Here is a 22996-nt window from a genome sequence, read left to right on the forward strand (position 1 = left end):
TGGGGAGCACCACGAAACATCCGAGGTCTGTTGCAGGGAAGGGCGGACACCGTGCCCGTCACCGATGTCGCGATCGACAAGATCAAGGACATGATCATCTCCGGGGAGCTCGCCCCGGGCGACCGGCTGCCCAAGGAGGCCGAGCTGGCCCAGCGGCTCGGGCTTTCGCGCAGCTCCCTGCGGGAGGCGGTGAAGGCGTTGTGCCTGATCCGCGTGCTCGACGTCCGGCAGGGCGACGGCACGTACGTCACCAGCCTCGAGCCCAACCTGCTGCTCGACGCCATGACGTTCGTGGTCGACTTCCACCGCGACGACACCGTGCTCGACTTCCTGGCCGTGCGCCGGATCCTGGAGCCCGCCGCGACCGCGCTGGCCGCGCTGCACATGAGCGACGACGACATCACCGAGCTGGGCGCGCTGCTCAGCGAGCTGGAGGACTCGCCGACCGTGGAGGCGCTGGTCGCCAACGACCTGCAGTTCCACCGCAAGATCGCCGACGGCTCCGGCAACCCCGTGCTCTGCTCGCTGCTCGACAGCCTTTCCGGGCCCACCGCCCGCGCCCGCATCTGGCGCGGCCTCACGCAGGAGGGCGCGGTCGCGAAGACCCGCGAACAGCACACGGCGATCTACGAGGCGATCGCCGCGCGCGAGCCGGAACTGGCCCGCTCGTGGGCGACCGTGCACGTCGCGGGCGTGGAGCAGTGGCTGCGCAACGCCCTGGGCACCGCGGACGACCCGACGACCCCTGACGAACCCGCCGCCGAAGCCTCGTAACACCACACTCCCCTTCCCACCCTCGTGAGTGAGAAACAGTGTTAGAACACTGTTTCTCACTCACGACGAGCTGCGGCAGACTCGGAACGTCGGACCTTCACGCGGCGCGCGTCAGGTTTGGGGCTTTCCGCCGGCGTACCGGGCGATGATCAGCGCGACCAGGATGATGGCGCCGTAGATCGCGCCCTGCCACTCCGCGGTGACGTGCGCGTAGTTGAGCAGGCTCGACACCGACGACAGCAGCAGGACGCCGGTCAGCGCGCCGACCAGCGTGCCCTTGCCGCCGTCGAGGGAGACGCCCCCGATCACCGCCGCCGCGAACACCTGCAGGATCATGCCGGATCCCTGGTTCGCGCCCAAGGCCCCGACGTATCCGGTGTAGGCCAGACCCCCGATTGCCGCAAGGATCCCGGCGACGACGAACACCGCCCACGCGATCCGGTCGACGCGCACGCCGGCCGCCCGCGCGGCTTCGCGGTTGCCGCCGATGGCGTACAGCGCGCGCCCGACGCGGTGGTAGCGCAGCACCCAGCCGGCCACCGCGAACAGCAGCGCCGCCAGCCACACCGACATCGGGAGCCCGGCGAACGTCGTCGTCGCCAGGTTCGTGAACGAGTCGGGGAGGTTGAACAGCGTTTTGCCCTTGGTCGACCCGACCTGGACACCGCGCAGCACGGTCAGCATCGCCAGCGTCACGATGAAGGCGTTCAGCTTCAGCTTCACGATGAGGAAGCCGTTGACGAACCCGACCAGCGCCCCGCACAGCGGGATGACCAGCAGCCCGATCGCGGCGGGCAGCTCGATGCCGAAGCCCGCCGACGCCGCCGGGATCACGACCATCGCGCCCAGCGCCGGCGCCAGGCCCATCGTCGATTCCAGGGACAGGTCGAACTTCCCGGTGATCAGCACCAGCGACTCGCCCAGCACGACCAGCGACAGCGCGGCCGACGCGGTCAGGATGCTGACGATGTTGCTCCAGCCGACGAACGTGTCGTCGACCAGGCCGCCGATGACGAACACGACGACCAGGGCGGGCAAGAGCGCGAGTTCGCGCAGCCAGACGGCTTTGCGACGCCGGGGGGGCGCGGGCAGCTGCGTCGTGGGGGAGGTCATCACGTCGGTCACGAAAGCTCGACTCCTTCGATGTCGGCCACGAGGTCGCCGTCGGACCACCCGGCCTGGTGTTCGGCGACCACGGCCCCGGCGCGCAGCACCAGGACCCGGTCGCTCAGGCGCAGGTCGTCGAGCTCGTCGCTGACGATCAGCACCGCCTTGCCCTCGGCGCGCACCCGGTCGACGACCGCGAGCAGCGCCTCCTTCGACTTCACGTCCACCCCGGCGGTCGGGTTGATCAGCACGACCACCCGCGGATCGCTCAGCAGCGCCCGCGCCAGCACGACTTTCTGCTGGTTGCCGCCCGACAGGTCGGACACCGGCTGCTCGGCACCGGCGGCCACGATGTCGTAGTCCTTCAGCGCCTGCGTGGCCTTCGCGTGCCGCGTCGACGGGGACGCGATCCCGCCGCGGCCCAGCTTGTCCAAAATGGACATCGTCGTGTTGTCGGCGATCGAGTGCTCCAGGACCAGGCCCTCGTGGTGGCGGTCGCGCGGCACGCACCCGATGCCGGCCCGCAGCGCCGCCGGGATGTCCCCCGGCCGCAGCGGGGAGCCGTCGATGCGGATGCGGCCCGCCGAGGGCGTCCGCAGGCCGTAGACCGTCTCCGCGACCTGGTGCTTCCCGCTGGCGTTGCTGCCCGCGAGCCCGACGACCTCGCCGCGGCGCAGCCGGAACGAGACGTCCCGGAAGCCGTCGCCGGACAACCCGTCCACCGACAGGATCTCCGCGGCGTCCGCGTCCAGGGACTCCCGGGACGCGGCGTCCCGCACCGACAGCCCGCCGGGTTCGCCGGTCATCGCGTCGACCAGCCGGGCCTTCCCGACCTCCGACACCGGCGCGGTGAGCACGTGCTTCGCGTCGCGCAGCACCGTGACGGCCTGGCAGACCTCGTACACCTCGTGCAGGTGGTGCGAGATGAACAGGAACGTCACCCCGCCCGCCTGCATCTGGCGCATCCGGTCGAAGAGCCGCTCGATCGCCTGGCTGTCCAGCTGCGCGGTCGGTTCGTCGAGGACGATGAACCGGGCGCCGTAGGACAGCGCGCGGGCGATCTCGACGAACTGCCGGTCCTCCACCGACAGCTCCCCGGCCGGGGTGTCGACGCCGACGTGCACGTCCCACGAGTCCAGCAGGTCGCGCGCCTTGCGCCGCAACGACTTCCAGCCGATCGAGAACCCGCCGCCCGCCTGCCGGTTGAGGAACAGGTTCTCGGCCACGGTGAGCTGCGGGACGACCATCGCGTGCTGGTAGACGCAGGCGACGCGCGCCTTCCAGTCGTCCTGTTTGGACAGTGGTGGGGCCGGCTCGCCGCCGAACTCGACGTGCCCGGTGTCCGTGGCGGACAGGCCGGTGAGGATGGAGACGAGCGTCGACTTGCCGGCCCCGTTGCGCCCGACGAGCGCGTGCGACTCGCCGGGGTGCACGGTGAGGCTGACGTCGTGGAGCGCCACGGTGGGGCCGTAGCGCTTTCCGACACCTACGGCGCTGACCACTCCGGCGGCGGATTCGCCGGCGGGCAGCGCGGTCACAGGTTGTTCCCCCACAGGGCCTTGTCGTCCACGTTGGCCTTGGTGATGACGGGCGCGGGCAGCTGGTCCTCGAGGATGCCGGGGCTGATCTCGACGATGGTGCTGTCGTGGTCGGTCGGCCCGGCCTTGAACGTCTCGCCCGCCATGGCCTTCTTCAGCCAGTACAGGCCGTACTTCGCGTACGCGTCGGCCGGCTGGGAGACGGTGGCGTCCAGCTCGCCGTTGCGGATCGCGGCCAGCTCCTGCGGGATGCCGTCGTTGGACACGAGCACGATGTGCTTCGGGTCCCCGACCGGGAAGAACAGGTTCTTGCGCTTGAGGGCCTGCTCGGTCGGGGCCAGGTAGACGCCGCCGGCCTGCATGTAGACGCCCTTGATGTCCGGGTTCGCGGTCAGCATGCTGTCCAGGCCGGAGGACGCCTTGTCGGCCTTCCACTCGGCCGGGATCTCCAGCACCTGGATGCCCGGGTACTTCGACTTCATGCAGTCGCGGAAGGCTTCCGAGCGGTCGCGGCCGTTGACCGAGGCCAGGTCGCCCATGATCTGCACGACCTTGCCGGACTTGACCTTCTCCCCGATCGCGTCGCACGCCTTGGTGCCGTAGGCCTTGTTGTCGGCCCGCACCACCATCGCGACCTTGCCGCTCTCGGGAGCGACGTCGACCGCGACGACCGGCACGCCCTTGTTCTCGGCCTGCTTGAGCCCGGCGACGATGGCGGCCGAGTCCAGCGGCGTCACGACCAGGCCCTTGACGCCCTGGTTGAGGAAGGTGCCGATGTCGGTGATCAGCTTTGCGGGGTCGCTGTCGGCGTTGACCGTCGGGAGGACGTCGACGCCCTCTTCCTTGGCCATCTTCGGCACGTAGTTGTTGTAGGCCTGCCAGAACGGCGAAGTCAGCAGCGGCAGCGTCGCCCCGACTTTGCCGCCCGGGTTGCCGCCGCCCGCCGCGGGCGCCGACGCGTTGTCCTTAGTGGACCCACACGCGGCCAGTACCAGGCCGCAGGCGGCGACGGCGGCCACCTTGATCACCTTCGTGCGCACAACATCCTCCTTGATGACGGCGGGGAAGCAAGTCTGCTAGTCGTGGTGGACCGGGCCGCGCGGGCGCAGGCCGTACATGCCGCCGTCGACCGCGAGCGCGGTGCCGGTGGTCGAGGCGGACAGCGGGCTCGCCAGGTAGGCGACGGCGTTCGCCACCTCGTCCGCGGTGACCAGCCGGCCCATCGGCTGGCGGGCGGCGAGCGCAGCGCGTTCGGCCGCCGGGTCGTCGGCGGCGTCGAGCAGCCGGCCCACCCACGGCGTGTCCGCCGTTCCCGGGCACACGCAGTTGACGCGGATGCGGTCGGGCAGGTGGTCGGTCGCCATGGCCAGGGTCAGCGAGAGCACCGCGCCCTTGCTGGCCGAGTACAGCGCGCGGCTGGGCAGGCCGGCCCAGGCCGCGATGGAGCAGGTGTTGACGATCGCCGCGGACGGCGACTGCTTCAGGTGCGGCAGCGCGGCCCGGGCGAGCCGGACCATGCCGACGACGTTGACGTCGAACACGCGGTGCCACTCGTCGTCGCCGTTGGCCGTGACGTCGCCCTGCGCGCCGATCCCGGCGTTGTTGACCAGGATGTCGAGCCGTCCGAAGCGGTCCACGACGGCGTCGATCGCTTCGCGGACTTCCCGATCGGAAGAGACGTCGCAGCGGAAGCCGTCGTCGTCCGGCTTCAGGTCCAGCACCGCCACCTGCGCACCGCGCTCGGCCAGCAGGGTGGCGACGGCCTTGCCGATGCCCGAGGCGCCTCCGGTGACGGCGGCCACCAGGCCCTCGAATTCACTCACTTGCGGTCTCCGTCCATTCGGGACCGTCCGGGAACCGGAACCGGCGCAGGGTGGCGTCGTGCATCCGCGCGGAGAACCCGGGTGCGGTCGGGGCGAGGTAGCGGCCGCGCTCGACGACGGCCGGGTCGGTGAAGTGCTCGTGCAGGTGGTCGACCCACTCGATCGACCGGTCCACGTCGGTGCCGGACACCGCCACGAAGTCGAACATCGACAGGTGCCGCACGAGCTCGCAGAGGCCGACGCCGCCGGCGTGCGGGCACACCGGGACGCCGAACTTGGCCGCCAGCAGCAAGATGGCCAGGTTTTCGTTGAACCCGCCGACGCGGGCGGCGTCCAGCTGCAGCACCGAGATCGCGTCCGCCTGCAGCAGCTGCTTGAAGATCACCCGGTTCTGGACGTGTTCGCCGGTCGCGACCCGGATGGGCGCAAGCGCTTTCGCGATGGCCGCGTGCCCGAGGACGTCGTCCGGGGACGTCGGCTCCTCGATCCAGTACGGGTCGTAGGGGGCGAGTGCGGTCATCCAGGCGACCGCGGTGGAGACGTCCCAGCGCTGGTTGGCGTCGACGGCGATCCGGACGTCCTGGCCGACGGTCTCGCGCGCCAGCTTCATCCGGCGGACGTCGTCCTCGAGGTTGCCACCGACCTTCAGCTTGATCATTCCGAAGCCGTCGGCGACGGCCTGCTCGGCCAGCCGCACGAGCTTCGCGTCCGCGTACCCGAGCCAGCCGGGTGACGTGCTGTAGGCGCGGTAGCCGTGCTTTTCCAGCCGGGCGGCGCGTTCGGCCCGCCCGGGTTCCGCGCGGCGCAGGATGTCGAGGGCTTCGGCTTCGGTGAGCGCGTCGGTGAGGTACCGGAAGTCGACGAGCGACACGAGTTCCTCGGGGGTCATCCGGGCCGCGAACTGCCAGACCGGCAGGCCGGCGCGGCGCGCGGCGAGGTCCCAGGCGGCGTTGACCACCGCGCCGACGGCCATGTGCGCGACGCCCTTTTCCGGGCCCAGCCAGCGGAACTGCGAGTCGCCGACGAGCGTGCGGGACAGGTCGCCGAGCGCGGCCGCGTCCTCCGGGACGTCCCGGCCGACGACGTGCGGGGCGAGCGCGCGGATCGCGGCGGCCTGGACGTCGTTGCCGCGGCCGATGGTGAAGGCCAGGCCGTAGCCGTCCGGGCCGCCGTCGGCGTGCAGCACGACGTAGGCGGCGGAGTAGTCCGGGTCGGGGTTCATGGCGTCCGAGCCGTCGAGTTCCTTCGACGTCGGGAAGCGGACGTCGAGGACCTCCATGCCGATGATCTTCGCCATGGTCAGGCCTGCCTCGCGGTCTGGCGCTGCCGGCCGAGCCCGTCGATCTCGAGCTCGATGACGTCGCCGTCGCGCAGGTAGGGCTTGGGGTCGGGCTGCCCGAGCGCGACCCCCTCCGGGGTGCCGGTGTTGATCAGGTCGCCGGGCCGCAGCACCATCACCCGGGACAGGTGGTGGACGATCTCGGCCACCGTGAAGATCATGTCCTTGGTGGACGAGTCCTGCCGCTTTTCGCCGTTGACCCACAGCCGCAGGCCGAGGTCCTGCGGGTCGGGCACCTCGGCCGCCGGGACCAGGGCCGGGCCGAGCGGGTTGAAGTTCTCGCAGGACTTGCCCTTGTCCCACTGGCCGGTGCGGAACTGCAGCTCGCGCTCGGAGACGTCGTTCGAGACGACGTACCCGGCGACGTACTCCAGCGCCTCCTCGACGCTTTCGAGGTAGCGGGCGGTCCTGCCGATGACCACGCCGAGTTCGACCTCCCAGTCGGTGGCGGCCGACCCGCGCGGGATGAGGACGTCGTCGGCCGGGCCGACCACGACGTCCGGCGCCTTCAGGAACACGACGGGCTCGGTGGGCGGGGTCGCGCCGGTTTCCTCGGCGTGGCGGCGGTAGTTCATGCCGATGCAGACGACCTTGCCGGGCTGGGCGACGGGCGGCCCGACGCGCAGGCCCTCGACGTCCGCTTCCGGCAGTTCCCCGGCGGCGAGCGCGGCGGCCGCGCGGGCGACGCCGTCCGCGGCGAGGAAGCCGCCGTCGATGTCGGCGGTCAGCCCGCCCAGCTCGTAGGTCGTGCCGTCGTCGGCACGCACGAACGGACGCTCACTTCCCGGCTCCCCGAGGCGCACAAGCTGCACGGATATTCCCTTCACCCACCTGACCAGACATCCGATGTATATCGCAGTCGTGACCGACGATCCAGAGCCGTCGCCGAATCGGTGGCAAAATTGATCGGATCAGTATCGGTTCACCGCCGTCGCGAACACGCGGTGTCACCGATCACAGCCGGAATAGCACCGGCGTCCCGGCCGCTGGTCCATCAAGGAGCGAGAGGACGGGCATGACCACCACGGCGGAACGTACCGCGCCGACGAGGCGGGCGCAGCTGAAGTTCGTCCTCGTCCTGGGCGGCCTGACGGCGTTCGGGCCGTTGTCGATCGACATGTACCTGCCCGCGCTGCCGCGGATGGCGGCCGACCTGCACGCGGCGGACAGCACGGTCCAGCTGACGCTGAGCGCGTTCATCGTGGGGCTGGCACTGGGCCAGCTGGTGCTCGGGCCGCTGTCGGACGCGCTCGGCCGCCGCCGCCCGCTGCTGGCCGGGCTCGCGCTGTACGTCGTGGGTTCGGTGCTGTGCGCGGTGAGCCCGGACGCGTGGCTGCTGGTCGCCGCCCGGTTCGTGCAGTCGCTCGGCGCGGCGGCGGGGATCGTGATCGCGCGCGCCACCGTCCGCGACCTGTTCTCCGGCACCGCGATGACGAAGTTCTTCTCGACGTTGATGCTGGTCAGCGGCCTGGCCCCGATCCTGGCCCCGCTCATCGGCGGCCAGCTGCTCACCTGGACGTCGTGGCGCGGGGTGTTCGTGGTCCTGACGGCGTTCGGCGCGCTGCTGCTGGCGGTGGTCGTGTTCTTCCTGCCGGAACCGTCGGCGGTGCGGGCCCCGCTGCGGCTCGGCCAGGTGATGCGCACCTACGGGCGGCTGGCGCTGGACCGGTCGTTCGCGGGGTACGCGCTCGCGTCGGGCCTGCTCTTCGCGTCGATGTTCGCCTACATCTCGGGCTCGTCGTTCGCACTGCAGGGCGTGTACGGCCTCAGCCCGCAGGCGTACAGCGTGGTGTTCGGGGTGAACGGCGTCGGCATCGTGCTGGCGGGCCAGCTCAACGGGCGCCTGGTGGGCCGGATCCGGGAGCGGGCGCTGCTGCTGTCCGGGCTGCTGCTCGGCGTGACGGGCGGGGTGCTGGTGCTGGCTTCCGCGTACCTCCGCGCTCCGCTGGCGCTGCTGCTGGTGTCGTTGTTCCTGCTGGTGTCGAGCATCGGGCTGGTGATGCCGAACGCGAGTTCCCTGGCGCTGGCCTCGCACGCCCGCTCGGCGGGGGCGGCTTCGGCGTTGCTGGGGGTGCTGCAGTTCGTGGTGGGCGCGGTGGCGACACCACTGGTCGGGCTGGGCGGGCCGGGGACGGCGGTGCCGATGGCCGCGACGATGGCAGGGTTCGCCGTACTCGCGCTGACGGCCTACCTGACGCTGGCGCGCGAGTCGTCGTGAGTGGTAAGGCGGGTTAGAACTCGCCTTACCACTCACGAGGGGCGGACAGGAGGCGGACGGCTCGGTGTCAGGTGAGGGACGCCAGGTCCGCCGTCTTCAGCTGCTCGGCCGTCACCTTCGCGCGGCCGTCCACCAACGCTCCCAGCGCGTCGCCGTCGTCCCACATGTTCACGTTCATCGCCGCCGCCACTTCGCCGTCGCGCAGCCAGAACGCCGTGAACTCGCGGGCCGCCAGGTCGCCGCGGACCACCAGCTCGTCCGTTGCCGGGTCCGCCAGGCCGCGGTACTCGCAGCCCAGGTCGTACTGGTCGGTGAAGAAGTACGGCGAGGCGAGGAACGGCTCGTTCTCCCCCAGCAGGTTCTGCGCCACGTGCGCGCCCTGGTCCTTCGCGTTGGCCCAGTGCTCGACGCGGACCCGGCGGCCGAAGCGCGGGTGGAAGTGGGAGGCGATGTCGCCCACCGCGTAGACGTCCGGGGCCGCCGTGCGCAGGCCCGCGTCCACCGCCACGCCGCCGTCGTCCGCCAGTTCCAGGCCCGCCGCGTGGGCCAGCTCGACCCGGGGGGCCGCGCCGACCGCGATCAGGACCACGTCCGCCGTGATCTCCTCGCCGCCGGCCAGGCGGACGCCGCGGACGCCGTCCGGGCCGCCCGTGATCTCCGCGACCTGCTCGCCCAGGCGGTAGTGCACGCCGTTGGAGACGTGCAGGTCCCGGAACACGCCGCCGACCGTCTCGCCGACCACGGTCGCCAGCGGCACCGGCACCGGGTCCACGACCGTCACGTCCGCGTTGTGCGTGCGGGCCGCCGCGGCCGCTTCGGAGCCGATCCAGCCCGCGCCGACGATCACCACGCGCTCCGCCGCCGCGAACGCCGAGCGCAGCTTGAGCGCGTCGTCGAGGGTGCGCAGCGTGTACAGGCCCGGCAGGTCGCCGCCCGGTACCGGCAGCTGACGCGGCCGCGAACCGGTCGCCAGCACCAGCCGGTCGTAGCGGTGCTCACCGCCCGCGTCGTCCAGGACCAGCCGCGCGCCCAGCTCGATGCGGGTCGCCGTGACGCCGGCGCCGAACCGGATGTCGTTCTCGGCGTAGAACTTCTCGTCGTGCACCCAGTCGGGTTCGTCGGTGTTGCCGAGCAGCACGCCCTTCGACAGCGGCGGCAGCTCGTACGGGCGGTGCGGATCCGCGCCCACGAGCAGGACCTCCCCGGAGTAGCCGCGCTCGCGCAGTGCGGCCGCGGCGGACGCCCCGCCGAGTCCCGCGCCCACGATGACGATCTTCCGCGGTTCCGACATCCCCTACCTCCCAGAGACGACTACTGGCCGCCGACGCTACTCCCGAAGCGGCCGTGCCACGACCGCGACTTACGCCGAAAACCCGCGAAGCGCAAGAGAAAACCGGCGAGTAGGCAAATCGGGTGAACCCGCGTCATAGGTCCGCCGGGCCCCGCTCCCACCCTCGCACGACAAGCAGGTCAAGCACGACCACGACGAGGGAAACGGAGGGCGGCGACCATGAGTCGGGGCGAGTGGTCGATCGGCTGCCGGGATCTGGCCGGCCGGCGCCGGGACGTGACGGTGTTCGTCAGCAACGACAAGGTGGTGCTGGTCGCGCCGCCGGGCGAAGCGGCGGTGCTCGGGCCGCTCGACGTCGGACGGCTGCGAGCCGCCCTGCGTGACGCCGTCGTGGCGACGGCCGACGAGGACGAAAGCTGACAACTACCGTTCCTACTTTTCAGTAGGTTAGAGTCGGTCCCGACGAGAAGGGACCGGCCATGACGACCTACTTCGTGACGGGCGCGACGGGCTTCATCGGGAAACGCCTGGTCGCACGGCTGCTGCAGCGGCCGGAGACGTCCGCGGTGTACGCGCTGGTGCGGGAGACCTCCCGCGAGCGGCTGGCCACGACGGCACGCGACTGGCCCGCGGCGGACAAGCTGCACCCCGTGGTCGGCGACCTCGCCGAACCCCGGCTCGGGATCGACCCCGCCGACCTGGACCACCTCGACCACGTCGTCCACCTCGCCGCGCTCTACGACCTGACCGCCGGCGAGGAGGCCAACCGGCGCGCCAACGTCGAAGGCACCCGGCACCTGCTCGCCTTCGCCGCCGAGGCGCGGGCGGGGCTGGTGCACCACGTGTCGTCGATCGCCGTCGCCGGCGACCACGCCGGGCGGTTCACCGAGGCCGACTTCGACCTCGGCCAGCGCTTCGCCTCGCCGTACCACGCGACGAAGTTCCAGTCCGAGAAGCTCGTCCGCGAGCAGCACCTGCCCTACCGCGTCTACCGGCCCTCCGCCGTCGTCGGCGACTCGCGCACCGGCGAAATGGACAAGGTCGACGGGCCCTACTACTTCCTCCCGGCCATCTCGCGGCTGGCGGCGCTGCCCCGGCGCCTCCCGCTGGCCGCGCCCGGCCTGGGCGCGACGAACCTGGTGCCGGTCGACTACGTCGTCGAAGCGATGGACCACCTGATGCACCGGGACGCGCCGTCCGGGACGACCTACCACCTCGCCGCCGCGCGCCCGCAGCCGCTCAACTCCGTCTACAACGCCTTCGCGCGCGCCGCGGGCGGGCCGCTGGTCCGGGCCGTGCTGCCGGAGAAGCCGTCCGGCGCCGTCAAGCGGGTGGGCGGCCGACTGGCGCACGCGGCCGCGGCCGGGATCGACCGCGTCCCCGGTGGCCGGGGCGCCCGCGCGGCCGTCCTCGAAGAGCTCGGCGTGCCACTGGCCGTGCTGCCGCACCTGACCATGGACGTCGTCTTCGACACCGCGCGCACCCGGACGGCGTTGCTCGGCAGCGGCGTCGAACTGCCCGAGCTGCGCGACTACGCGGCTCCGCTGTACCGGTACTGGCAGGCCCACCTCGACCCCGACCGCGCACGCCGCGGGCCTGGCCTGGCCGGGCGCACAGTGCTGATCACCGGTGCGTCCTCCGGGATCGGCCGGGCGTCGGCGCTGGCCGTGGCGGCCAAGGGCGCGAAGGTGATCCTCGTGGCCCGCCGCGCCTCCGAGCTCGAAGAGGTGCGGGCGGAGATCCTCGCCGCCGGCGGCGCCGCGGCCGCCCACCCCTGCGACCTCACCGACGGCGACGCCGTCGACGCGCTGGTCAAGGAGGTGCTCGGCGACCACGGCGCGGTCGACATGCTGGTGAACAACGCCGGCCGGTCGATCCGGCGCTCGGTGGCGCTGTCCACGCAGCGGTTCCACGACTTCGAGCGCACGATGGCGATCAACTACTTCGGCCCGGTGCGGCTGATCCTCGGGTTCCTGCCGTCGATGGCCGTACGCCGGTTCGGGCACGTCGTCAACGTCACGACCCAGGGCCTGCAGACCGACACCCCGCGCTTCTCGGCGTACCTGGCGTCGAAGGCGGCGCTGGAGGAGTTCGGGCTGACGGCCGGGCGCGAGACGCTGTCGGACGGCATCACCTTCACGTCGGTGCGGATGCCGCTGGTGCGGACGCCGATGATCGCGCCGACCGGCTACCGCGGAATCCCGTCCAGCAGCCCGGAACGCGCGGCGGCACTGGTGGTGAAGGCCCTGGAAGAGCGGCCGGAGATCCTCAGCCTCCCCGAAGGCCGCGCGGCCGAACTCGCGACGCTCGCCGCGCCGCGGCTGGCCCGGTTCGCCGCGCACCTGGCCTACCGGGCGATGCCGGAGTCCGCGCCGGAAGCGCGCGGCCTGCCCCGCCGGTCCGCGCCGGCGTCGGTCGCGGCGGCGGTGACCCGCCTGATCTGGCGCCGTCGTGCCTGATTTCCGCGAATTCCGCCGAAACGGTGGCACGCGCCCGACGGTACTTCTACCCTCGCGCGAGTCCCGCCCATCCGGGCGGGCTTCGACTGGGGAGTACGGAATGCCGGTAATCAGCACTGGGGAACGACCCGCCGAGAGCGACCAGACGGCCGCGATCGGCACGGCCCGGCGCACCCTCGGGTGACGCCCGCCGGAGCGGGCCCGGCGGTGGCCGGGCCCGCTCCGGTTCCCTGGCCGCTTCGCCTCCCTGGCCGGTTCGCCCCGACCCGGATGCCGCGAATGACTCATTCGCGACCTCTGGCGTCCCGAATGACTCATTCGCGACCTCCAGCGTCCCGACCTCCAGCGTCCCGAATGACTCATTCGCGACCTCCGGCGTCCCGAATGACTCATTCGCGACCTCCCGCCGCGCCCGGACGGGTCGCCGGGCCCGGTGGTGCTGGACTGACCGGTGCCCGCCCCGGCCGCTACCATCGCTTCCCGGGTGCGGTCGGGAGCGGAAGGCGGGCGGGGCGTGGACGTGGCGAGTCCTGCGCGCACCGCCGCGGCGCCGTCGCCCCCGAAGACCACCCGGCCGCTGCTGCGCTGGAGCGTGCACGCCGCCTGGGTGCTGCTGCTCGCGCTGGCCACCGAGTTCCGCGTCGGCCGCTTCGGCTTCCACCCCTCCGACCAGGGCTTCATCCTCGCCCAGGCGTGGCGCGTGCTGCACGGCGAAGTCCCGCACGCCGACATCATCTCCGCCCGCCCGCTCGGGTCCGCGGTGCTGCACGTCGCCGACTACGCCCTGCCGATGCCGCTGTTCTTCGGGTCCAGCTTCCTGTCCATGATCGAGATCATCGTGGCGACGATCGCCTTCGCGGCGCTGGTCACGCGGCGCCGGGTGCTCGCGTGGGGCCCGGGGATGACGGCGATGGTCGCGGCGGCGTCGCTGATCAACCTCAACGCCTTCCCGCTGATGGCCTGGCACACCGTGGACGGCATCGCGCTCACCGCCTGCGGCGCGTGGGCGCTGGACGCGGGCCTGAGCAGCGGCCGCGCGCTCGCCCGCCGCGGCGGGCTGGTGCTGCTCGGCTGCGCGGTGTTCGTCAAGCAGAGCTTCGCGCTGGCCGCGGTGATCGGCGTGCTGTGGCTGGCGCTGCACCCGGCCACCCGGACGGGCACGCGCCGCGCGGTCCGGCTGGTCCTCGACCTCCTCGCGCTCGGCGCGCCGGGGCTGGCGTACGTGGCGTGGGTGAGCCTCGGCGGCGGCTTCACCGAGATGGTCGAGCAGCTCACCGGCGGCGTGCCCGCGTACGGCGAACGGCTGCTCGGGCTGTGGCTCGACGATCCGGAAATGCTGACCAAGGCACCGGTGCGCGAGCTGAGCTTCTTCGCCGCGATCGCCGTCGTGCTGCTGGCCGTCCGGCTGCCGGGTGACCGGCTTGGCGCGGCCGGGCGGGTGGCGTCCTGGGTGCTGGTGCTCGCCGGCGCCGCGGCGGTGGTCTGGACCGTCGTCGACGGCCGGTTCACCGGCTCCTCGCGCTGGGCCGACGTCCTGTGGTGGATCGTCGCGGTCAGCGTGCCGGTGAACGCGGCCGTCCGGCGGAAGGTGCCGTGGGCCGGGCTGCTCGTGCTCGCCACCGGCTTCATGACCAGCCTGTCCTGGGGCAACGACACCCCGACGCTGCTCACCGGCACGCTGGCGCTGACGTCGTTGCTGCTGCTGAGCCACCTGGTCCCGCCGCGGCCCCGGCTCGCCCGGCGCTGGGTGACCGCGACGACCGGGCTGACCGCGGTGGCGGTGTGCGGCTGGGTCGTCGTCGCGCGGCACGACCAGGCCGCCTACCTCGACCTCGGGCACGACCGGCTGACCGAGGACCTCGGCGCCGTCAGCCCGGCGATGGCCGGCATCCGCACGAACCCGTCGACGTCCCGGTACGTCGGCCAGATCCGCGACTGCCTCGACCGCTTCCCGGCGCCGCGGACGGCGATCCTGCCGGACAACGCGTTCGCCTACCCGGCCTTCGGCCTGCGCAACCCGTTCCCGCTGGAGTGGCCGCTGCCGCTGGAGATCGTCGGCGACGCGCCCCAGCGGATGCTGGCGACGACGGACGCGCTCAACCGCGAAGGCGGCTACCTCGTGCTGTTCCAGACGGTGCCGACCCGCCTGCTGGCCACCGGCGGCCCGGTGCCGGCGGAGGTACCCGCCGACACGCCGGCGTTCACCTACCTCGGCCTGGAGACGGCGATCCAGGCCCGGCTGACGGGCCGCGTCGTGACCTGCGGCAGCTTCGTGGGCAAGTACGCCCCCTGACCTCAGGACGCCTGCTCGCGGCCCTGCATCAGGTCGAACAGCTCCTGCGGGACCTCGCCGTCGCCGAACAGGCTCTCCAGGAGGACGGCCTCGTCGACCGGGTTCGCGCTGCGGGTGAACATGGCCTCCTCGTACTCGGCGAGCGCGGCTTCGACGTCGCCGGGGTGCGCGGCGAGGGCCTGGGCGAGTTCGGCGCCGTCGAGCATGGCCAGGTTCGCGCCTTCGCCGTTCGGCGCGGTGAGGTGGGCGGCGTCGCCGACGAGGGTCACGCCCGGCACGCGGTCCCAGCGCAGCCCGACCGGGAGCGTGTGGTGCGGCCGCAGGACCGGGGCGGTGTCGGCGTCGGTGATCAGGGCGGTGAGTTCGGGGGCCCAGCCGTCGAACTCCGCCGCGATCCGCGCCGCGGCCGCGGCGGGGTCGGTCCAGTCGACGGCGGCGAACCAGTCGAGCGGGCGGGTGAGCGCCACGTAGGCGTGCAGGGTGTCGCCGCTTTCCCGGTGCGCGCTGATCGACTCGGCCGCCGTTGCGCCGTTGGCGGCCATCGAGCCACCGCCGACCGCGGCCGCGGTGGCCGGATGCCGCGTGTCGGCGTCGTAGAGGTAGGTCTCGACGAACGCCTCGCCGACGTACTCCGGCGTGACGGCGGTGAGCAGCGGCCGGACCTTCGACCAGGCACCGTCGGCCCCGGCCAGCAGGTCCGTGACGACGGTGCGGCCGCCGTCGAAGGCGACCTCGTGGCGCCCGTCGGCGAGGGTCCTGGCGCCGGTGGCCTTGTGTCCCCAGTGGACGGTGCCGGCGGGGAGCGCGTCGAGCAGCATCCGCCGCAGGTCGGCCCGCAGCACCTCCGGGCGGCCGCCGGTGCCGTCGTCGGTCTTTTCGAACAGGAGCGTGCCGTTGTGGTCGAGGATCCGCATCGCCTGGCGGCCTTCCAGGACCAGGCCGCGGAACTCGGCCACCAGCCCGGCCGCCTCGACGGCGAGCTGGCCGTTGTAGTCGTGGATGTCCAGCATCCCGCCCTGCATCCGCGCTTCCGCGGAGGCTTCGGCCTCGTAGACGTCGGCCGGGATGCCGTGGACGTGCAGGACGCGGGCGAGGGTCAGGCCGCCGAGGCCGGCGCCGATGATCGTGACGTGCATGGGTGCTCCTTCGGATTCCGTTGCGACACCCGAAGACTGGCGGCGACGGCTGGCGCGGACCGCACACGCAGCTGGCACGCCCCTGGCAGGCGCTGTCAGTCGGCCAGCAGGTCGTCCGGGCTTCCGCTCGCCAGCCCGGCCAAGACGTCGAGCGCCGCAGCGAGCGTTTCCACCGGCGGGGCGGACACGGCGAGGCGCACCGCGTTCGGCGCGTGCCCCGGCAGCACCGCGAACGCCGCCGCCGGGGACAGCGCGATCCCGCGGCGCGCCGCAGCCGCGGTGAACAGCTCCGCCCGCCACCGCTCCGGCAGCTCCCACCAGCGGTGGTAGGACGCCGGGTCGCCGCGCAGGCCGGGCAGCTTTTCCGCGACCACGGCCGCGCGCGCGGCGGCGTCCCGGCGCTTGGCCGCCTCGACCTCGGCGAGGGTGCCCGTCACGATCCACCGCGTCGCCGCTTCGACGGCGAAGCGGGATGCCGCCCAGCCGCCCGAGCGCACCGAGGACGCCAGCCGTGCGGTCCACGCGGGCGGTGTCACCAGGAATCCCGCGGTCAGCCCGGGTGCGACCCGCTTGGACAGGCTGTCGGCGAAGACCGTCCGGTCCGGCGCGAAGGCGGCGAACGGCCGGACGTCGTCGCGCAGGAACGTGTAGATGCCGTCTTCGATCACCGGCAGGTCGAGCCGGGCGACGACGGCGGCCAGCTCTTCCCGGCGCCGCACCGGCATCGTCGTGCCGAGCGGGTTGTGCAGGGTCGGCTGGACGTAGAGCGCGCGCACCGGCCCGGCCGCGGCCAGCGCCGCCGGGACGAGACCGTCCTCGTCGGTGTCGATCGGCACGAGCTCCACGCCGAGCCGGGCGGCGAGCGCCTTCACCACCGGGTAGGTCAGGGATTCCACCGCGAGCCGCTCCCCCACCGGCACGAACGCGGCGATCGCCGCCGCGAGGGCCTGCCTGCCGTTGCCGGTGAACAGCACCGTCGCCGGGTCCGGCCGCCAGTCGCCGCGGGTGAGCAGGGCGGCGGCCGCCTCGCGGGCCGCGCCCGTGCCCGCGGCGCCGATCGGGTGCAGCGCCGCGGTCAGGACGTCCTCGCGCAGCAACGGTTCCAGCGCTTTCGCCAGCAGCGCCGACTGGTCGGGCAGGACGGCGAAGTTGAGCTCGAGGTCGACGCGGGCGCCGCCGGGCTCGGCGAGCGCGGGTTCGGGCGGCGGCTTCGCCGCGCGGACGAACGTGCCGCGGCCGACCTCGCCGACGGCCAGGCCGCGCCGGACGAGCTCGCCGTAGACGCGGGCGGCGGTCGAGCCGGCGATCCCGCGCTGCCGCGCGAACCGGCGCTGCGGCGGCAGCCGATCGCCGGGACGCAGCCGGCCGGCTTCGATGTCGGCGGCGATGGCGTCCGCGACGACGCGGTAGTCGTCCATGTCTGCCTGCACTTTCCGCCGGGAACGCTCTCGGCGAGCATGATCCCATCCGGGATAGATTGAGCTCGGAGGTGCCATGACCGACCAGACCTGGACCGAAGTCGACGACTACCTCGCCGGCGCGCTGCTCGCCCCCGACCCGGTGCTCGACACGGCGTTGGCCGACGCCGACGCCGCCGGGCTGCCGCACATCGCCGTCGCGCCCAACCAGGGCAAGCTGCTCCACCTGCTGGCCCGGCTGGCCGGGGCGCGCACGATCCTGGAGATCGGCACGCTCGGCGGGTACAGCACGATCTGGCTCGCCCGCGCGCTGCCGGCCGGCGGCAAGCTCGTGACCTGCGAATACGAGCCGAAGCACGCCGAAGTCGCGAAGGCCAACCTGGCGCGGGCCGGGTTCGGCGAGGACGTCGCCGAAATCCGGGTCGGTGCCGCGCTGGACACGCTGCCGACGCTGTCCGGGCCGTTCGACTTCGTGTTCATCGACGCCGACAAGGTCAACCTCGCGAACTACCTGCGCGCCGCGCTGGAGCTTTCGCGGCCGGGTACCGCGATCGTCGTCGACAACGTCGTCCGGCAGGGCCGGGTGGCCGACCCGAGCGACACCGACCCGAACGTCCGGGGCGCGCGGGAGCTGTTCGACCTGCTGGCTGCCGAGGACCGGATCGACGCGACCGCGGTGCAGACCGTCGGCGGCAAGGGCCACGACGGGTTCGTGCTGGGCCTGGTGCGCTGAGTCACCGCGGCGGCCGCGCGGCCGCCGCGGTGAACGCGCGCCGGACGTCGGCCGGGACGACGTCGCCGGTCAGCTTCCGGCCGGCTGCGTCCTTGAGGCGGCGCTCGTCGTCGGAGCCGATCCAGACCGCCGTCACCAGCTGCGGGGTGTAGCCGACGGCCCAGGCGTCCTGGTAGTCCGGGCTGTTGCCGTGCTCGGCCTGGCCGGTGTACTGCGCCACCGGGCCGCCGTCGGTGTGCAGGGTCGCGGTGACCTCCGCGGCGACCCGGCGGCTGGTGTCGTCGTCGCCGAACGCCGGGGCCGAAGTCTCCGGGTGCGCCCAGACGACCGCGCCGGTTTCGTCGCGCACCTTCGCCACCAGGTGCGGGGTGGCGCGCCGGCCGTCGGCGGCAAAGGTTCCGTAGGCGCCCGCGACGTCGAGCGGACGCAGCGGGTACCGGCCGATCGCGATGCCGGGGCCGATGAGGTAGCCGTCCTTCTCGCGCAGGGTCGGGGCACCGTCGACGGTGTCCGGGATGCCGGCCTGCCGCGCGGCTTCGCTCACCGCGTCCGGGCCGACCTTCTTCGCCAGCGCGACGAGGGTGCCGTCGGCGTGCGTTTCCACCGCCCGGCGCGGGGTGCACTTCTTGCCGCAGACCTCCGGGTACTGGAAGGTCTCGCCGAGGAAATCGACCTTCGAGAACGCCGGGATCGGCTGGTCCGGGCCGAAGCCGTGGCGCAGCGCCGCGGCGAAGGTGAACGGGTGGAACGCCGAGCCGAGCGGGTGCGGGGTGCTCGCGTAGTCGCGGACGCCCTGCTCGCCGCCCTGGTAGGCGCGGACGGCCCCGGTCTTCGGGTCGAGGGCGACGAGAGCGCCCCGGAACTCCTTCGGCTCACCGGCCAGCCTGTCCCGCAACGCCTTCTTCGCGGCGTCCTGCCTGCCGCGGTCCAGCGTCGTCTCGACCGTCATGGTGCCCTGCTGGAGCCGGCTGAGCGGGAAGCCGTCCTGCTCCAGCTCGGCCAGGACCTGCTGCTTGACGTGGAACTGGTCGTAGGTCAGGCGGCCGGCGCGGGTCTCCGACGGCGGCTGGACCTCGGCGCCGGGGTAGGCCATCGGCTCGCCGCTCTTGACGTACCCGCGGCTCACGAGCTTGTCGCGCACGTACTCCCAGCGCCGCGAGGCGTGGATGTCGCCGGAGGCGGCGGGGTCGTGCACCGACGGCGACTGGATCATCCCGGCGAGGAAGGCGGCTTCGCTCCAGGTGATGGAGTCGTCGAGCTTCTTGCCGAAGTAGGCGTTCATCGCCGCGGCCGGCCCGAACGTGCCGCGGCCGAAGGAGATGATGTTGACGTAGCTTTCGAAGATCTGTTCCTTGCTCTGTTCCTGGGTGATCTTCGTGGCCAGCACGAGCTCGGCGAACTTGCGCCCGAGCGTCGCGTCCTCGTCGCCGGTGGACTTCTTGATGTACTGCTGGGTGATCCCGGACCCGCCGCCGACGCCGGTGAGGAACGCGCGGCCGATGCCGGTCGGGTCGAACCCCTGGTTGTCCCAGAAGGTGGGGTCTTCGGTCGCGATGATGGCGTCACGCAGCTTCGCGGGCACCTGGGCGTAGGGCACGAACAACCGGTCGCCGTCGGCGGGCACCACCTTGAGCAGCTCGGACCCGTCCGAGTACTGCAGGACGACGGTCTTGTCGAGCCCGGCCAGGACCTCCTGCGGGCTGCGGACGTCGAGCACGAGGTAGGAGATCCAGAAGGCGGTCAGCGGGCCGCCGACGGCCAGGCCGAGCGTCCAGCCCGCGATCCGCCGGACGCGGCGCCACTTCCGGGGTTTTCCGCCGGGTTCCTCCGTCGCCAAGGTCACGAAAGGATGACGACCGGCCGGGTGACGAGGTTCGGTGAGGAAGCAACCGAAGTTGTCAGGATCCTGTCAGGCTTGGCGGGACGATCGATTCCGTCGAAAGATCAGGACAGGAAGGCGCGCAGCAGCGACGCCGTGCCCTCGATGTGCTCGGCCATCGCCTGCCGCGCGGCGGGCGCGTCACCCGCCAGTATCGCGTCGACGATGGCTTCGTGCTGGGCGTTCGAATGCTCGAGGTTGGGCGGGAGCAGCGGGATCCGGTCGAGCAGCTGGTTGACGCGGGTGCGGGCGTCGGCCATCGCCGTGGTCAGCGAGCCGGACGCGGTCACCTCGGCGATGGCCAGGTGCAGCCGGGAATCCTTGCGGCGGTAGTCGTCGAGGGCGGCGCCCGCGGCGTCGGCGAGGGTGCCGGTGAGGTGCTGCCGGTCGGCGGGGCTGAGCGACCGGGCGGCGGCCATCTCCGCGGCGCCGGTTTCGAGGACGTACCGCAGGCTCAGCGCGTCTTCCAGGGTGACGGCGTCGACCTTGCCGTCGGGTTCGGGCGGTCCGGGCAGGCTTTCGTTCACGAACGTGCCGCCGTACCGGCCCCGGCGTGACTCGACGTAACCGGCGTCGGAGAGGGCCCGGATGGCCTCGCGCAGCGTGACGCGGCTGACGCCGAGCCGCTCGGCGAGCTCCCGTTCCGAGGGCAGCCGGTCCCCCGCGCCGACGACACCCAGCCGGATGGCCTGCAGCAGCCGCTCGACGGTCTCCTCGAAGGCGTTGCCGGCGCGGACCGGCCGGAACAGCGCTTCGCCGGCATTCACCACCGAGGTCGACTCCATCCCGCGAGTCTAGGCCGCGGGGCACCTTCGGAGTGGCCAACCCCGGTCGCTGTCCGTGACACTGTGTTTTGCGCTCACGGAAAAATCGGTGGAACCCGACGGCCACGGTCGGCAACGATGGCGTGACCGACACCGAACATCGACGCAGGGGGCGATCCGGTGCATTTCTTGATGGCCGAGGACCTGGTCCACGAGCGGGAAGGCGAGCTGCGCCACGGCGTGCGCAGACGCCCGCCGGGCCGGGCAACGCCTCGCCGCCACGCGGGGACGAGGAAACAGCAGCTCGGGTGGCGGCTGGTGGAGGTGGGGCTGCGCCTGGCGACGGACCGGGAATCCTGACCCGGCCACCGCCGGTCGCCCGGCCGCCGCCGTGGCAGGGTCGCCGGTACCCCGCCCGGCGAGGCCGTCAGCACTCGATGACGTTCACCGCCAGGCCGCCGCGGGCGGTTTCCTTGTACTTCACGCTCATGTCCGCGCCCGTCTCGCGCATCGTCTTGATCGCCTTGTCCAGCGTCACCACGTGGCTGCCGTCGCCGCGCATCGCCATGCGGGCCGCGTGGATCGCCTTCGACGCTCCCACCGCGTTGCGCTCGATGCACGGGATCTGGACCAGGCCGCCGACCGGGTCGCACGTCAGGCCGAGGTGGTGCTCCACCCCGATCTCCGCCGCGTTCTCCACCTGGGCCGGCGTCCCGCCGAGGACCTCCGTCAGGCCCGCCGCCGCCATCGCCGAGGCCGAGCCCACCTCGCCCTGGCAGCCCACCTCCGCGCCCGAGATCGAGCCCGTCTGCTTCAGGATCGAGCCGATCGCGCCCGCGGTAAGCATGAACTTCACGATGCCGTCGTCCGACGAGTGCCGGATGAAGCGCTGGTAGTAGTGCAGGACCGCCGGGATGATGCCCGCCGCGCCGTTGGTCGGGGCCGTCACCACGCGGCCGCCCGCCGCGTTCTCCTCGTTGACCGCCAATGCGTACAGGCTCACCCAGTCCATCGCGTACAACGGGTCGTCCGCGCCGTCCTCGGCCAGCAGCTTCTCGTGCAGCGCCCGCGCGCGCCGCGGCACCTTGAGGCCGCCCGGCAGGACTCCTTCGTGCGTGCAGCCGTTGCGGACGCACTCCGCCATTACCGCCCAGATGTCCAGCAGGCCGGACCGCACCTCTTCGGCGGTGCGCCACGACAGTTCGTTCGCCAGCATGATCTCGCTGATCGGCTTCCCCGTCGCCGCGCAGTGCCCGAGGAGGTCCGCGCCGGTGCGGAACGGGTACGGCACCGGTGTCGAGTCCTCGACGAACACCGTGTCCGTTTCGTACGACTCGTCGCGGACGAAGCCGCCGCCGACCGAGTAGTACGTGCGTTCGCGCAGCAGCGATCCCGCAGCGTCGAACGCGCGGAACACCATGCCGTTCGGGTGCGCCGGCAGCGACTTGCGCCGGTGCATGGTGAGGTCGGTGTCCTCGTCGAACGCGATCTCGTGGGTGCCGCCCAGCCGGAGCCGCCCGGCGCCGCGGATGTCCGCGATCCGGCCCGGCACGGTGTCGGTGTCGATCTCTTCGGGACGCTCACCCGAGAGCCCGAGCAGGACGGCTTTGTCGCTGCCGTGGCCGAACCCGGTGGCGCCGAGCGAGCCGAACAGTTCGGCCTGGACACGGGACACCGACGGCAGGTCCGCGCCGAGTCCGTCCACAAAGGTCAGTGCCGCCCGCATCGGCCCGACGGTGTGGGAACTCGACGGGCCGATGCCGATGGAAAACAGGTCGAAGACGCTGATCGCCATTGATCCGCCCCTTCCTATCGGGCCAGCAGCGAGCTGGCCTCTTGCGAAGCCGGGCCCTGGTCGGCGAGGTGGGCCAGGTTCTCCGGCAGCTCTTCTCCACGGTAACGCTTGGTCTGGGCGTAGAGCCGTCCCGCGCGGTACGACGACCGCACCAGCGGCCCGGCCATCACCCCCGCGAAACCCATCGCCTCCGCGGCCTTCGAGTGCTCCACGAACTCCTCCGGCTTCACCCACCGATCCACCGGGTGATGCCGCGGCGACGGCCGCAAATACTGCGTGATCGTCAGGATTTCGCAGCCCGCGTCGACCAGGTCCTGCATGGCGGGTGCGACCTCGTCCGGGGTCTCACCCATCCCCAGAATCAAGTTCGACTTCGTCACCAACCCGGCCTCACGCGCCGCCGTGATGACCTCCAACGACCGCGCATAC

General features: G+C 72.4%; 20 protein-coding genes. 7 read left to right on the forward strand and 13 right to left on the reverse strand.

The genetic code is table 11. The features are described 5' to 3' along the window. Positions 1-51 precede the first annotated feature (51 nt). Positions 52-774, forward strand: a complete 723-nt coding sequence (locus tag OO60_RS19725; RefSeq protein ID WP_003070043.1) for a FadR/GntR family transcriptional regulator — start codon at positions 52-54, stop codon at positions 772-774. Positions 775-885: 111 nt separating this feature from the next. Here the strand turns inward: OO60_RS19725 and OO60_RS19730 are convergent, their stop codons facing one another. Genes OO60_RS19730 through OO60_RS19755 form a run of 6 tightly spaced genes read right to left on the reverse strand, consistent with a single transcriptional unit; the run spans position 886 to position 7393 of the window. Next, positions 886-1899 carry an ABC transporter permease gene (locus tag OO60_RS19730; RefSeq protein WP_003070040.1) on the reverse strand — a complete coding sequence of 338 codons (1014 nt, stop codon included), beginning with the start codon at positions 1897-1899 and terminating at the stop codon, positions 886-888. Continuing rightward, complete coding sequence (locus OO60_RS19735; protein WP_003070039.1) at positions 1896-3419, reverse strand: sugar ABC transporter ATP-binding protein; 1524 nt, start codon at positions 3417-3419, stop codon at positions 1896-1898. The genes OO60_RS19730 and OO60_RS19735 overlap by 4 nt, the downstream gene beginning before the upstream one ends. Continuing rightward, positions 3416-4459, reverse strand: coding sequence for a sugar ABC transporter substrate-binding protein (locus tag OO60_RS19740; protein WP_003070038.1), 1044 nt, complete (start codon positions 4457-4459; stop codon positions 3416-3418). The genes OO60_RS19735 and OO60_RS19740 overlap by 4 nt, the downstream gene beginning before the upstream one ends. A 36-nt stretch (positions 4460-4495) precedes the next feature. Continuing rightward, positions 4496-5242, reverse strand: coding sequence for an SDR family NAD(P)-dependent oxidoreductase (locus OO60_RS19745; RefSeq protein ID WP_003070036.1), 747 nt, complete (start codon positions 5240-5242; stop codon positions 4496-4498). After that, on the reverse strand, positions 5235-6539 hold the full coding sequence (locus tag OO60_RS19750; RefSeq protein ID WP_003070035.1) for an enolase C-terminal domain-like protein: 1305 nt from the start codon (positions 6537-6539) through the stop codon (positions 5235-5237). Before OO60_RS19750 ends, OO60_RS19745 begins: the two co-directional genes overlap by 8 nt. 2 nt (positions 6540-6541) lie before the next feature. Further along, positions 6542-7393, reverse strand: a complete 852-nt coding sequence (locus tag OO60_RS19755) for a fumarylacetoacetate hydrolase family protein (RefSeq protein WP_033261822.1) — start codon at positions 7391-7393, stop codon at positions 6542-6544. 203 nt (positions 7394-7596) lie between these two features. On the opposite strand from OO60_RS19755, the gene OO60_RS19760 reads away from it, so the two are divergent. After that, entirely contained in the window at positions 7597-8799 is a 1203-nt protein-coding gene (locus tag OO60_RS19760; protein WP_003070031.1) for a multidrug effflux MFS transporter, read from the forward strand. Positions 8800-8866: 67 nt separating this feature from the next. Here OO60_RS19760 and OO60_RS19765 read toward each other — a convergent pair whose 3' ends face one another. Continuing rightward, a complete protein-coding gene (locus tag OO60_RS19765) occupies positions 8867-10090 on the reverse strand; it encodes an NAD(P)/FAD-dependent oxidoreductase (RefSeq protein ID WP_003070028.1) in 1224 nt (407 codons plus the stop codon). 219 nt (positions 10091-10309) lie between these two features. Between OO60_RS19765 and OO60_RS19770 the strand changes: the two genes are divergently transcribed. From OO60_RS19770 to OO60_RS19780, 3 genes are all read left to right on the forward strand, one after another. Further along, positions 10310-10510, forward strand: coding sequence for a hypothetical protein (locus tag OO60_RS19770; protein WP_003070024.1), 201 nt, complete (start codon positions 10310-10312; stop codon positions 10508-10510). A gap of 59 nt (positions 10511-10569) precedes the next feature. After that, positions 10570-12549, forward strand: coding sequence for an SDR family oxidoreductase (locus OO60_RS19775; protein ID WP_003070022.1), 1980 nt, complete (start codon positions 10570-10572; stop codon positions 12547-12549). A 514-nt stretch (positions 12550-13063) separates the two neighbouring features. After that, the gene (locus OO60_RS19780; protein ID WP_033261823.1) at positions 13064-14842 is read left to right on the forward strand and encodes a hypothetical protein; all 1779 of its coding nucleotides are present in this window, start codon (positions 13064-13066) and stop codon (positions 14840-14842) included. A 2-nt stretch (positions 14843-14844) separates the two neighbouring features. Here OO60_RS19780 and OO60_RS45890 read toward each other — a convergent pair whose 3' ends face one another. Together OO60_RS45890 and OO60_RS19790 are read right to left on the reverse strand one after the other, a co-directional pair. Next, on the reverse strand, positions 14845-15978 hold the full coding sequence (locus OO60_RS45890; protein WP_003070019.1) for an FAD-dependent oxidoreductase: 1134 nt from the start codon (positions 15976-15978) through the stop codon (positions 14845-14847). 95 nt (positions 15979-16073) lie between these two features. Next, entirely contained in the window at positions 16074-17396 is a 1323-nt protein-coding gene (locus OO60_RS19790) for an aminotransferase-like domain-containing protein (protein WP_033261824.1), read from the reverse strand. A gap of 76 nt (positions 17397-17472) precedes the next feature. On the opposite strand from OO60_RS19790, the gene OO60_RS19795 reads away from it, so the two are divergent. Next, positions 17473-18129, forward strand: a complete 657-nt coding sequence (locus OO60_RS19795) for an O-methyltransferase (protein WP_033261825.1) — start codon at positions 17473-17475, stop codon at positions 18127-18129. Position 18130: 1 nt separating this feature from the next. On the opposite strand, the gene OO60_RS45895 is transcribed toward OO60_RS19795, so the two are convergent. Both OO60_RS45895 and OO60_RS19805 read right to left on the reverse strand, forming a co-directional pair. Further along, positions 18131-19972: a transglycosylase domain-containing protein gene (locus tag OO60_RS45895; RefSeq protein ID WP_003089305.1), complete on the reverse strand. Its 1842-nt coding sequence runs from the start codon at positions 19970-19972 to the stop codon at positions 18131-18133. A 101-nt stretch (positions 19973-20073) separates the two neighbouring features. Then, positions 20074-20793: a FadR/GntR family transcriptional regulator gene (locus OO60_RS19805; protein WP_003089302.1), complete on the reverse strand. Its 720-nt coding sequence runs from the start codon at positions 20791-20793 to the stop codon at positions 20074-20076. Between the two features lie 171 nt (positions 20794-20964). Here OO60_RS19805 and OO60_RS47170 point away from each other — a divergent pair, with 171 nt between their 5' ends. Next, positions 20965-21132 carry a hypothetical protein gene (locus tag OO60_RS47170; protein WP_063749404.1) on the forward strand — a complete coding sequence of 56 codons (168 nt, stop codon included), beginning with the start codon at positions 20965-20967 and terminating at the stop codon, positions 21130-21132. A gap of 67 nt (positions 21133-21199) precedes the next feature. Here the strand turns inward: OO60_RS47170 and OO60_RS19815 are convergent, their stop codons facing one another. After that, positions 21200-22567, reverse strand: coding sequence for an L-serine ammonia-lyase (locus OO60_RS19815; RefSeq protein WP_003089296.1), 1368 nt, complete (start codon positions 22565-22567; stop codon positions 21200-21202). A gap of 14 nt (positions 22568-22581) precedes the next feature. Further along, a partial coding sequence (locus tag OO60_RS19820) for a hypothetical protein (RefSeq protein ID WP_033261854.1) occupies positions 22582-22996 on the reverse strand: 415 nt, incomplete at its 5' end.

This window comes from Amycolatopsis vancoresmycina, assembly GCF_000716785.1.
Classification (GTDB): Bacteria; Actinomycetota; Actinomycetes; order Mycobacteriales; family Pseudonocardiaceae; genus Amycolatopsis; species Amycolatopsis vancoresmycina.